Here is a 12,102-nt window from a genome sequence, read left to right on the forward strand (position 1 = left end):
AGAGAACATTTTGGACTTCAATTCCTAATAAAGTTCGATCATTTCCTATTGCCCTCGGGCTGTCGTTAATGGTAGTATAAATTTAGAACATTCACATGACTTGTTGCTGAGGGCGTTTGTTAGTATGCCCGTTTTGGAAAAAAATATCGCGTAGCGGATGACGGCAAGGGGAGAGACTACGGAATGTAGCGCCGAAGGAGCAAGCGGAAACGCGAATCTCTCAGGCAAAAAGACTCTTGCTTGACGCAGCTCTGGAGAGCGCCTGCGTTCGCGCAGGCCACCCAAGAGGAAACCGATCGGCCCCGCGGACCGGAAACGGACGCGCCAGCCGGCCGGCGGGAAACTTTCAGGTGCCAGGACAGAGCCCCCTTTGATCGAAAGGGTGGAGTCTGTCTTTTTTTTCTGCGATCGACGACAAGGAGGGAATGAGATGCTGAAGCGCACGCCGCTTTTTCCGGCGTATGCCCGCTATGGCGCCAAAACGATTGAATTCGGCGGCTGGGAAATGCCGGTGCAGTTTTCCAGCATTAAAGAAGAGCATGAAGCCGTACGGACGCGCGCTGGGCTGTTTGACGTGTCGCATATGGGGGAAATCGCCGTCCGCGGCCGCGGAAGCCTCGCGTTTTTGCAAAAGCTGATGACGAACGACGTCGCCAAACTGCGGCCCGGCCGGGTGCAATATGCGCTTATGTGCTACGAGGACGGCGGCACGGTCGATGATTTGCTCATCTATCAAAAAGGGGAAGACGACTATTTATTGGTTGTCAACGCCGCCAATACCGAAAACGACTTTGCTTGGCTAAGCGAGCATGCCGAGGGGGACGTCGAGCTTGAGGATGTATCGGCGGAGACGGCCCAGCTGGCTTTGCAAGGGCCGGCGGCCGAACGCGTGCTGCAAACGTTGACCGATTTCGACTTGACGGCGCTGCGGCCGTTTTCATTCGCTGACGGCGTCGAAGTTGCGGGCGTGAAGGCGCTCGTTTCGCGCACCGGCTATACCGGCGAGGACGGGTTTGAACTGTACTGCCGCGCCGAAGACGCCGCCGCGCTATGGGAGGCGATCCTCGACGCTGGAGCTCGTGACGGCGTTCTTCCATGCGGATTGGGCGCGCGCGATACGCTCCGGTTTGAAGCGTGTTTGCCGCTTTACGGTCAAGAGCTGTCCGCCGCGATTTCACCAATTGAAGCCGGGCTCGGCTTTGCCGTCAAGACGGAAAAAGAGCCGCCGTTTATCGGCCAAGCGGTATTGAAACGGCAAAAAGAGGAAGGGCCGCCGCGCCGGCTCGTCGGCATTGAAATGATCGACAGAGGCATTCCGCGCCACGGATACGTTGTCTTTGCCGACGGCGAAGAGGTCGGGTTCGTCACGACCGGCACGCAGTCACCAACCTTGAAGAAAAACATCGGCTTGGCCTTGGTGAAAGCGGAGGTGGCCGCCATCGGCCAGGAGGTGGAGGTGGACATCCGCGGCAAGCGGCTGAAAGCGAACATCGTGCCGATTCCGTTTTACAGGCGGGCTAAGTGACGATTCCAAAGCGACAAGGAAAGGGGAAAACGCAGTGCTCCATCGTTATTTGCCGATGACGGAAGAAGACAAACAGGAGATGCTGAAGACGATCGGCGTTGCCTCGATTGATGAGTTGTTTGCTGATATTCCGGAACAAGTTCGCTTCCGCGGCAAGCTGAAGGTGAAACCGGCCAAATCGGAGCCGGAGCTGTGGAAAGAGCTTGCAGCCTTGGCGGAAAAAAACGCCAACATCAAACAATATGTTTCCTTTTTAGGAGCCGGGGTGTACGACCATTCCATTCCGGCTGTCGTCGACCATGTCCTGTCGCGCTCTGAATTTTATACGGCGTATACGCCGTATCAACCGGAAATTTCCCAAGGCGAGCTGCAGGCGATTTTTGAGTTTCAGACGATGGTGTGCGAGCTGACGGGCATGGATGTTGCCAACTCGTCGATGTATGACGGCGGCACGGCGCTTGCCGAAGCGGTGCTGCTAGGCGCCGCGCATACGAAGCGCAAAAAAGTGCTCATCTCCACCGCCGTTCATCCGCAGTATCGAGAAGTTGTGCGCACGTATGCGAAAGGTCAGAAGCTTGAGGTGAAAGAAATTCCGTATGACGGCGGCATCACCGACCTTAAGGCGCTTGAAGCGGAAATGGGGGATGATGTGGCGTGCGTTGTCGTCCAATATCCGAACTTTTTTGGTCAAATCGAGCCGCTGAAAGCGATCGAGCCGCTCGTTCATGAAAAGAAAAGTGTATTCGTTGTCGCCAGCAACCCATTGGCGCTTGGCGTGCTGACGCCGCCAGGAGCGTTTGGCGCCGACATCGTCGTCGGGGACATGCAGCCGTTTGGCATTCCGACGCAGTTTGGCGGTCCGCATTGCGGCTATTTCGCCGTCAAAGCGCCGCTCATGCGAAAAATTCCAGGGCGGCTCGTCGGGCAGACGACCGATGAGGACGGGCGCCGCGGGTTTGTCTTGACGCTTCAAGCGCGCGAGCAGCACATCCGCCGCGATAAGGCGACATCGAACATTTGCTCCAACCAAGCGTTAAACGCCTTGGCCGCTTCCGTAGCGCTCTCGGCGTTCGGCAAGCGGGGCGTGAAAGAAATGGCGGTGATGAATATGCAAAAGGCGCATTACGCGAAACGCGAGCTTGAAAAACGCGGGTTGTCGTCGCCGTTTGCCGGCCCGTTTTTCAACGAGTTCGTCGTCCGGCTCGGTCAGCCGGTTTCTGATGTGAACGATCGCCTGCTCGAAAAAGGGATCATCGGCGGCTATGACCTCGGCCGCGACTATCCAGAACTTTCCGGCCATATGCTGATTGCGGTGACGGAAGTGCGGACAAAAGAAGAAATCGATCGGTTTGTCAATGAATTGGGGGATGGCCATGCGTAATGATCAACCGCTCATTTTCGAACGAAGCAAGCCGGGGCGCATCGCCTACAGCCTACCGGCGCTTGACGTGCCGGCTGTCGATGTCAGCGAGCTCGTGCCGGCCGACTACTTGCGCACCGAAGAGCCAGAGCTGCCGGAAGTGTCGGAGCTTGACTTAATGCGCCACTACACGGCGCTGTCGAGACGAAACCACGGCGTTGATTCCGGCTTTTACCCGCTCGGGTCGTGCACGATGAAATACAATCCGAAAATCAACGAAAACGTCGCCCGCCTCGCCGGGTTTGCCCACATTCATCCGCTTCAGCCGGAAAAGACGGTGCAAGGGGCGCTTGAGTTGATGTATGATTTACAAGAGCATTTAAAAGAAATCACCGGCATGGATGCCGTCACCTTGCAGCCGGCGGCCGGCGCCCACGGCGAGTGGACCGGGCTGATGATGATCCGTGCTTACCATGAAGCAAACGGCGACTTCAACCGGACGAAAGTGATTGTCCCGGATTCAGCGCACGGCACGAACCCGGCGTCAGCGACGGTCGCCGGTTTTGAGACGGTGACGGTCCAATCGACGGCCGACGGACTTGTCGATTTAGAAGACTTAAAGCGCGTCGTCGGTCCGGATACAGCGGCGCTTATGCTCACGAATCCGAATACGCTCGGGCTGTTTGAAGAGCAGATCGTCGAAATGGCTGAAATCGTCCACGCAGCCGGCGGCAAGCTGTATTATGACGGCGCGAATTTAAACGCGATTCTTGGCAAGGCGCGCCCGGGGGACATGGGCTTTGACGTCGTTCATTTGAACTTGCATAAAACGTTCACCGGCCCGCATGGCGGCGGAGGCCCAGGCTCCGGCCCGGTCGGGGTGAAAGCGGACCTCATTCCGTTTTTGCCGAAGCCGGTCATCGAAAAAGGAGAAAACGGCTATGATCTCGATGACGACCGCCCGCAGTCGATCGGCCGCGTCAAGCCGTTTTACGGCAATTTCGGCATCAACGTCCGGGCGTACACGTACATCCGCTCGATGGGGCCGGACGGCTTAACGGCGGTGAGCGAGTACGCTGTGTTAAACGCCAACTATATGATGCGGAGGCTTGCCGACTATTACGATTTGCCGTATGACCGCCATTGCAAGCACGAGTTCGTCCTGTCGGGACGCCGGCAAAAGAAACTCGGCGTCAGAACGCTCGATATTGCCAAGCGGCTGCTTGATTTCGGCTTCCATCCGCCGACGATTTACTTCCCGCTCATCGTCGAAGAGTGCATGATGATTGAGCCGACGGAGACAGAGTCAAAAGAGACGCTCGACGCGTTTATTGACGCCATGATCCAAATTGCCAAAGAGGCGGAGGAAAATCCGGAAATCGTTCAAGAAGCCCCGCATACGACTGTGGTCAAGCGATTGGATGAAACGACCGCGGCCCGCAAGCCGATTTTGCGCTATCAAAAACCAAAACATAGCGACAACTGACGTTTGATTATTGATGAGTGCTCGCTCCCCAACGGAGCGGGCCGTTTTGTTCGCTGGCGTTGACAGAACAAGAGAGTTAGTTTAATATATAAACTAATGGTTAGAAATGAACAAAGGGGGAGAGGAACATGCGGTATCGGCAGTTGGGGAACACTGATCTGCGGGTCAGTGAGCTCAGCTTTGGCACATGGGCGCTCGACGGCTTGAATGAAAAAGCGGATGGCCAAGAAGCCCACACGGCAGGAATCGACGGATGCAGCACAGCCATAGTGAAGCGCCTCTGCCCTTTCGCAAGACATATCCGATCAATCCAATGAAAAGGGTGACAGAGACGTGAGGACAGGAAACATTACGCTCGTCAAAAAAATGAATAAACAGCTCGTTTTGAAATTGATTCGCGAAAAGCATCCGATTTCGCGCGCCGACATTGCGAAAACGACCGGTTTAAACAAAGCGACCGTTTCCGCGCTTGTGGATGAACTGATCGCCGAGCATTTCGTTCATGAAAGCGGCATCGGCGAGTCAACGGGCGGGCGCCGGCCGCTCATGCTTCGCTTTAACGCCGATGCCGGTTCGCTAGTTGGCATTGAGCTTGGCGTCAACTATTTGTACGCCGTGCTGACGAACTTAAACGCGGAAATCATTTGGGAGCAGCGCCGTTCGTTTCGTCCGACGGAGGGGCAGGAAGCGATCGTCGGTGAGATGGCCGAGCTCATTGAAGCGGCGATCCGCCGGGCGCCCGCGACGCCGTATGGGGTGATGGGCATCGGCATCGGCGTGCCGGGCGTGGTTCACACCGAAAGCGGGACGGTCGTTTTTGCGCCCAACTTGCGCTGGGGAGATGTCGCCCTCGCTTCGGCGTTGCAAAAACGGTGGCCGCACCATCCGATTATCGTCGAAAACGAGGCGAAGCTGGCGGCGCTTGGAGAAAAATGGTTTGGCGCTGGCAAAGAGTTTGCCCATTTTGTTTACATCAGCGCCGGCATCGGCATCGGCGCCGGCGTCGTTTTGCAGCACCAACTGTATCGCGGGGTAAACGGGCTGGCTGGCGAAATTGGCCATCATACGATCGATTTAAACGGAATCCGCTGCAGCTGCGGCAACATCGGCTGCTGGGAGATGTACGCTTCTGAAAAATATATTGAGCGGCGGCTAGCCGAGCAAGGGCGTTCCGAATGGCTCGGCGACCGTTTTTCTGTCGCGGCGATGGCGCTGGCCGCCGAGAGCGACGAGCAGCTGGCGCGCATTTTGGAGGAAGCGGGCCGCTATCTTGGCATCGGATTGCTGCAGACGGTGTATGCCTACAACCCGGAAGCGGTCATCATCGGCGGTTCGCTCGCCCAAGCCGGGGAGCACGTGCTTGACCCGGCGCGCCAAGAAGTGAAGCGGCGCATTCTTGTGAAAAAAGAAAGCGAGCCGTATATCATTCCGTCGGAGTTGAAGGAAAAAAGCTGCGCGATTGGCGCTGCCGCTTCCGTATTAGAGGCGGTCGTCCTGCCGCCGGAATTTGAGCCGGCGCTTCCGGCACCGCAGGCAAAGCAAGGCTGATTCCCCCGCTTTTTCCGCACCGAAAGCGAGGGGCGGCCTTGAAGGCCGGCGGAAAGGGAAACGAACGAAAAGGGGCTCGTCGCTTTCGAGCCCCTTTGGTTGTCGACGGGCGGCTACGCCTTTTTCTTTACTTTCCCCGTCCATGTTTTGAATCCGCCCTTTAAATGATACAAATGGCGGTATCCTTTTCGATACAGCATTTGCGCGGCCCGCCCGCTGCGCAGCCCGTTTTGGCAGTACAAATAAATCGGCTGATCTTTGCGCAGTTCTTTCATGCGCATGCGCAGCTGCGTGAGCGGAATGTTGCGCGCTCCTAAAATATGTCCAGCCGCAAATTCGTCCGGCTCGCGGACATCGACGAGTTGCGCTTTTCGGTAGCCGGCGCGGAATTCTTCTTCGGTCAACGCTTTGACGATTCTCCGCTGCCATAAATAGGTGATGAGCGAATATACGATGATCGCCCCGAGAATGATGAGCAGCGCTTTCACGCCTCACGCCTCCTTTCCCTTCGTCCACTATTCCTATTATATAGAGTCGCCCGTAGAAAGCAAAGTCTTTTCGTGATGCCATTTTTCTTTCCTTGACTGACGTTGTTTGCTAAACTAGTAGGGGCGGCCCAACGCCTCTTTCTCAAGAACGCAAGGGGCCGGAAGCAAGGAATGACAGAGAAGGTGGAACGATGGCAAAAGAAGTATGGCGCTTTATTGATTCAGGCGATTGTCCTCCGGCGTTTAATATGGCGCTGGATGAAGCGCTTTTGGATTGGCACAGCCAAGGAAAAATTCCGCCGACGGTTCGTTTTTACGGCTGGAATCCGCCAACCTTGTCGATCGGCTATTTTCAAAAAGTCGAAAAAGAGATCGACTTAGAGGCGGTGAAACGGCACGGCCTCGGTTTTGTCCGCCGTCCGACCGGCGGGCGCGGCGTTTTGCATGACAAGGAACTGACCTACAGCGTCATCGTCTCGGAATCGCATCCGGCGATGCCGCCGACTGTGACGGAGGCGTATCGCGTCATTTCCCAAGGCATTTTGGAAGGGTTTCGTTTCCTTGGGCTCGATGCGTATTTTGCCGTGCCGAAAACGGAAGAAGAAAAAGCGGATTTGCGCAGCCCGCGTTCCGCTGTTTGCTTTGACGCGCCGTCATGGTACGAGCTGGTCGTCGAGGGGCGAAAAATCGCCGGCAGCGCGCAAACGCGGCAAAAGGGCGTCATTTTGCAGCACGGATCGATCTTGCTTGATCTCGACGAAGAACTGCTGTTCAGTTTGTTTAAATACCCGAACGAGCGGGTGAAAGAGCGGCTGCAGCGCGATTTTAAAAAGAAGGCGGTTGCCATCAACGAACTGACGAGCCGGACGGTGACGATGGAAGAAGCGAAGGCAGCGTTTTACAAAGGATTTGAAAAAGGATTGAATATCGTGCTAGAGCCGTATACGCTGACGGCCGAAGAGCGCGAATATGTGGAAACGTTGGCGCGAACGAAATATGAAAGCGATGAATGGAACTTCAAGCGCTGAGCAGCGGTGTGGTCAATCGTTCGTTTTCCGGCAAAAATGGCGGCACTCCCCTGTTTTTCGCCGTGGTTAGCTTTTTTTGCTTGACAAAAACGACATGATTTGTTCTCTTCACAATATATAGTATGATTTTCGTAAAAAATCATACTATATATTGTTTTTTTCTGTTCGATATGGTAAGGTAGAGAAGACAGGGCAACGTTGGCAAAAACATGAGAAACTATAGAAAAGAGGAGAGATAGGAGAATGACGGTGGCGTCATCCGAAAAAATGAAGATCGATATCGACAAACTGAACGAGGACATCCGCCTATTTCCGCAAGTGCATCCGATTACGCCCGATATGCACATCACCCATAAAGGCGTATCCCGTTTGGTGATGCTTGACCGGTATTCGTTCAAGGACACGGAGAAATTGACGCTCGCGCCGGGCGATTTTGTCGTGTTGACGATCAAGGAAGATCCGAAGTTTCCTGCCCGCGGCCTCGGGTTTATCGTTGACGTTGATTGGGAGACGAAAAAAGCGCGCGTGCTGATTGAGGACGAATACCGGCACGTGCTCGAAGGCGAAGAAGCGGAGACCGGCATTGTCGTTCGGTCGCTCGACATTATCGACAAGCCGCTCGAGATTTTCTATGAGCAAATCGCCAAGCGGAACGCAACCGGGCTCGCGGCTGTGGAGAAAACGGAAGAAAAGCGCCACGAGTGGTTCGAAAAGTTTTATCAAGAGCTCTCGAGCATGAACTTTGTGCCGGCCGGCCGCGTGTTGTACGGCGCAGGGTCGGGCAAGGAAGTGACGTATTTCAACTGCTATGTGATGCCGTTTGTCAAAGACTCGCGCGAAGGCATTTCCGAGCATCGGAAGCAGGTGATGGAAATCATGAGCCGCGGCGGCGGCGTCGGGACGAACGGCTCGACATTGCGGCCGCGCCATACGCTCGCGCGCGGGGTAAACGGCAAATCGTCCGGGTCGGTCTCGTGGTTGGATGACATTGCCAAACTGACCCACCTTGTCGAGCAAGGTGGCTCCCGCCGCGGCGCCCAAATGATCATGCTTGCCGACTGGCACCCGGACATTATCGAATTCATCGTCTCAAAAATGCAAAACCCGCGCATTTTGCGCTACCTGCTTGAAAATATGGAAGACGAAGGCATCAAAAAAGCGGCGCGCGACAAGCTGAAATTCACGCCGCTCACCGACCGGGAGCGGGCGATGTACGAAGCGATCGTCCGCTATAAGAACGCACCGGACTACGGAGGCTTCACGGAGGAAATCATTAAAGACGCGGAAGAAAAACTGCGCACCGGCGGTACATATACAGTGCACAACCCTGACTTTTTGACCGGTGCGAACATTTCCGTCTGCTTGACGAAAGAGTTCATGGAGGCGGTCGAAAACGACGAAGAATATGCGCTTCGCTTCCCGGATGTGGAAACTTATTCCGAAGAGGAAATGCGCATTTATAACGAAAAATGGCATGAAGTCGGCGATGTGCGCGAATGGGAGAAAATGGGCTACCGCGTTCGCGTCTACCGAAAAATCCGCGCCCGCGAACTGTGGAAGCTGATCAACATTTGCGCGACGTATTCGGCCGAGCCGGGCATTTTCTTCATCGACAACGCCAATGAAATGACGAACGCCCGCGCGTACGGGCAAAAAGTCGTGGCGACCAACCCGTGCGGGGAACAACCTCTCGCACCATATTCTGTCTGCAACTTGGCCGCGATCAACTTAGCGAACATGGTGGACAAAGAACGAAAGGTCGTTGACTACGAAAAACTGAAACGCACGGTTGAAATCGGAGTGCGGATGCAAGACAACGTCATCGACGCGACGCCGTACTTCCTTGAGGAAAACAAAAAGCAAGCGCTCGGCGAGCGCCGCATCGGCCTTGGCGTCATGGGGCTGGCTGACTTGCTCATTTACTGCGAAAAAGCGTACGGTTCTGAGGAAGGAAATCAACTGGTGGACGAGCTGTTCCGCACGATCGCCACGACCGCGTACCGGGCGTCGATCGAGCTGGCGAAAGAAAAAGGCAGCTTCCCGTTTTTGGTCGGCGAAACGGAGGAAGAGACGCGCAAGCTGCGCGAAGCGTTCATCAACACCGGCTACATGAAACGGATGCCGGAAGACATTCGCCAAGATATTTTGAAATACGGCATTCGCAACTCGCATTTGCTGACGGTGGCGCCGACAGGATCGACGGGAACGATGGTCGGCGTCTCGACCGGCCTGGAGCCGTACTTCTCGTTCTCGTACTACCGGAGCGGACGCTTGGGCAAATTTATCGAAGTGAAAGCGGACATCGTCCAAGAATATTTGGACAAACATCCAGAAGCCGACCCGACCCACTTGCCGCCTTGGTTTGTAACGGCGATGGACTTGCCGCCGGAAGCGCACGCCGACGTGCAGTGCATCATCCAACGTTGGGTCGACTCGAGCTTGTCAAAAACAGTCAACGCGCCAAAAGGCTACACCGTTGAGCAAGTGCAAAAAGTGTACGAGCGTCTATGGCGCGGCGGTGCGAAAGGCGGCACCGTCTATGTCGACGGCAGCCGCGATACGCAAGTGTTGACGTTAAAGGCAGAGGAAAATCAGATCGAAGAGCAGCTTGAACTGCTCCCCGAAGAGGGGGAAGAACACGAAGCGAAACGCCCTGTCGTGCTCGTTGATACGATTCAAGACGTGCGCGCCACCGATGTGACGATCGGCTCGGAAATCGGCAACATTTGCCCGATTTGCCGCGAAGGGACGGTCGAAGAGATCGGCGGTTGCAACACGTGCACGAACTGCGGCGCTCAGCTGAAGTGCGGGTTGTAATGGGAAAGGATGGGATGAACGAAAGAGGGTGTCCCAAAAGTGTTCGCATAGCGTTCGCTTTTCGGACACCCTCCTTTTTTTCGCAAAAAAAAATAAGAAAACCGTTCCTCTTTTGGTATAATAAAGTCACCATAACCCTACCAAGAAAGGACGGTTTTCTTATGTACATTTATTATAACCGAGATCAACTCATTTTGCCAATGGATCTTGAAATTTTCATTCCGGAACATCATCTTTGCCGGATCGTGGATCTGGCAGTGGAAAAAATGGATCCGGCTCTGCTCGTTTCCCTCTATCCTGGTGGAGGCCGCCCAGCCTATCATCCGAAAATGATGTTGAAAGTCATCCTGTATGCCTACGCCAATCGGATCTACTCCTCTCGCCAAATCGCCAAGCAGTTGAAAGAAAACATTTACTTTATGTGGCTCTCCGGCCATCAAACACCGGATTTCCGCACGATCAACCGATTTCGCTCGGAACGGATGAAGGACGTCATTTACGAAACGTTTTTCTCCATTGTTGATCTTCTGCGTCAAGAAGGGCTCGTCAAACTAGAGGATTACTTTCTGGATGGAACGAAAATCGAGGCCAATGCCAACAAATACACGTTCGTTTGGCGCAAATCAACGGAAAAGTACGATCAGAAGCTGGAGGAGAAATTCCGGCAAATCGTTGCCTCGATCGAACAGGTGGCGAAAGAAGATGAAGAGGCGGAACAAGAAGGGGATTTTCAAGAAAAACTGGAAGCTTCACCGATTACGTCCGAAAAGATCGAAGCCGTCATCGAACAAGTGGAAGAACGCCTAAAGAAAGAGCCGAAGAATCGCACGTTAAAGAAAGCAAAACGGCAATTGGAGCAAGATCTTCTCCCCCGTAAGAAGAAGTATGAAGAATACAAAGAAGTGTTGGGCGAACGGAACAGCTTTTCGAAAACGGATCCGGATGCGACATTCATGCGAATGAAAGACGACCATATGAAAAACGGCCAGCTCAAACCGGGATATAATGTGCAGATTGGGACAGAGAACCAATTCATCACTGGATTTAGCGTGCATCAACGGGCGGGGGATGCCGGATGTTTCATTCCGCATTTGGAGCAATTGGCCGCCTATGGACGCCCAATGCCCAAACGGGCCATTGCGGATTCCGCCTATGGGAGTGAGGAGAACTACACGTACTGCGAGAAAAAGAAGATCGTCGCCCTGATCAAGTACAACACGCTGGACCGGGAACAAACGAAAGCGTGGGCGAAAGAGACCGGCCGAATCGAGAACATGACGTATGATGAGGAGCTGGATGAGTGGATTTGCGCCAAAGGGGAACGGTTGGTGTTTGTGTATGAACGGAAGGAAACGACCGACAATGGGTACGTTACCGTCAAACGGACGTATCGTTGTACGGCATGTGCCGGATGCCCGTTTCAAACGGCATGCGCCAAAGGCAAAGACACGAAAACCATCCGCGTTTCTTTGAAGAATCAACAACAACGGCAGGAGATTCGGGAACGGCTGTCCACGGAAGAAGGGGCGGCGACATATCGAAGACGGCAAATCGAAAACGAGCCGGTGTTTGGGCAAATCAAGCATAACCAGCAATTCCAGCGCTTTTTGTTAAGGGGGCTCCCAAAAATTACCGTGGAATGGGGGCTTATTTGTGCTGCCCACAATTTGAGAAAGTGGGCGGCCACTGTCCACCCAATAAAAAGAAAAAGGGAGAACATACGGGGATAAGAAGAAGCAGATCCTTTGAGAAAGTAAAAAATAGACAAATAATGTAAAAACAAAAGCAGGAGGCTGTCCTCAAAAGGTCGTTTTACCGACCTTTTGGGACAGCCTCTTTTTTTACATAAA

General features: G+C 54.3%; 8 protein-coding genes and 1 riboswitch. Of the genes, 7 read left to right on the forward strand and 1 reads right to left on the reverse strand.

All coding sequences use genetic code 11. The features are described 5' to 3' along the window. The first annotated feature begins 157 nt into the window (after window positions 1–157). Window positions 158–246, forward strand: a riboswitch (glycine riboswitch). A 184-nt stretch (window positions 247–430) separates the two neighbouring features. The 4 genes from gcvT to NST29_RS06185 all read left to right on the forward strand — a co-directional run bounded on the left by gcvT (window position 431) and on the right by NST29_RS06185 (window position 5,919). Beyond that, window positions 431–1,525 carry a glycine cleavage system aminomethyltransferase GcvT gene (gcvT, locus tag NST29_RS06170; RefSeq protein ID WP_033844172.1) on the forward strand — a complete coding sequence of 365 codons (1,095 nt, stop codon included), beginning with the start codon at window positions 431–433 and terminating at the stop codon, window positions 1,523–1,525. Between the two features lie 34 nt (window positions 1,526–1,559). Next, window positions 1,560–2,906 carry an aminomethyl-transferring glycine dehydrogenase subunit GcvPA gene (gcvPA, locus tag NST29_RS06175; protein WP_033019003.1) on the forward strand — a complete coding sequence of 449 codons (1,347 nt, stop codon included), beginning with the start codon at window positions 1,560–1,562 and terminating at the stop codon, window positions 2,904–2,906. Beyond that, complete coding sequence (gene gcvPB / locus NST29_RS06180; protein WP_033019019.1) at window positions 2,899–4,371, forward strand: aminomethyl-transferring glycine dehydrogenase subunit GcvPB; 1,473 nt, start codon at window positions 2,899–2,901, stop codon at window positions 4,369–4,371. The genes gcvPA and gcvPB overlap by 8 nt, the downstream gene beginning before the upstream one ends. A gap of 333 nt (window positions 4,372–4,704) precedes the next feature. Beyond that, on the forward strand, window positions 4,705–5,919 hold the full coding sequence (locus NST29_RS06185; RefSeq protein WP_033019005.1) for an ROK family transcriptional regulator: 1,215 nt from the start codon (window positions 4,705–4,707) through the stop codon (window positions 5,917–5,919). Window positions 5,920–6,032: 113 nt separating this feature from the next. Here NST29_RS06185 and NST29_RS06190 read toward each other — a convergent pair whose 3' ends face one another. Further along, on the reverse strand, window positions 6,033–6,407 hold the full coding sequence (locus tag NST29_RS06190; RefSeq protein ID WP_033019006.1) for a rhodanese-like domain-containing protein: 375 nt from the start codon (window positions 6,405–6,407) through the stop codon (window positions 6,033–6,035). A gap of 191 nt (window positions 6,408–6,598) precedes the next feature. Between NST29_RS06190 and NST29_RS06195 the strand changes: the two genes are divergently transcribed. The 3 genes from NST29_RS06195 to NST29_RS06205 all read left to right on the forward strand — a co-directional run bounded on the left by NST29_RS06195 (window position 6,599) and on the right by NST29_RS06205 (window position 11,982). Next, a complete protein-coding gene (locus tag NST29_RS06195; protein ID WP_033019007.1) occupies window positions 6,599–7,435 on the forward strand; it encodes a biotin/lipoate A/B protein ligase family protein in 837 nt (278 codons plus the stop codon). Between the two features lie 243 nt (window positions 7,436–7,678). After that, window positions 7,679–10,252 carry a vitamin B12-dependent ribonucleotide reductase gene (locus NST29_RS06200; protein ID WP_033019322.1) on the forward strand — a complete coding sequence of 858 codons (2,574 nt, stop codon included), beginning with the start codon at window positions 7,679–7,681 and terminating at the stop codon, window positions 10,250–10,252. A 161-nt stretch (window positions 10,253–10,413) separates the two neighbouring features. Further along, the gene (locus NST29_RS06205) at window positions 10,414–11,982 is read left to right on the forward strand and encodes an IS1182 family transposase (RefSeq protein WP_033018017.1); all 1,569 of its coding nucleotides are present in this window, start codon (window positions 10,414–10,416) and stop codon (window positions 11,980–11,982) included. The last annotated feature ends 120 nt before the right edge of the window (window positions 11,983–12,102 follow it).

Origin of the sequence: Geobacillus sp. FSL W8-0026, from assembly GCF_037966255.1 — a bacterium.
GTDB classification, from domain to species: domain Bacteria; phylum Bacillota; class Bacilli; order Bacillales; family Anoxybacillaceae; genus Geobacillus; species Geobacillus icigianus.

Bases quoted from the DNA above. Each gene is read 5' to 3' on its own strand.
- gcvT (WP_033844172.1), top strand. From the start codon at position 431: ATGCTGAAGCGCACGCCGCTTTTTCCGGCGTATGCCCGCTATGGCGCC.
- gcvPB (WP_033019019.1), top strand. From the start codon at position 2,899: ATGCGTAATGATCAACCGCTCATTTTCGAACGAAGCAAGCCGGGGCGC.
- NST29_RS06195 (WP_033019007.1), top strand. From the start codon at position 6,599: ATGGCAAAAGAAGTATGGCGCTTTATTGATTCAGGCGATTGTCCTCCG.
- NST29_RS06200 (WP_033019322.1), top strand. From the start codon at position 7,679: ATGACGGTGGCGTCATCCGAAAAAATGAAGATCGATATCGACAAACTG.
- NST29_RS06205 (WP_033018017.1), top strand. From the start codon at position 10,414: ATGTACATTTATTATAACCGAGATCAACTCATTTTGCCAATGGATCTT.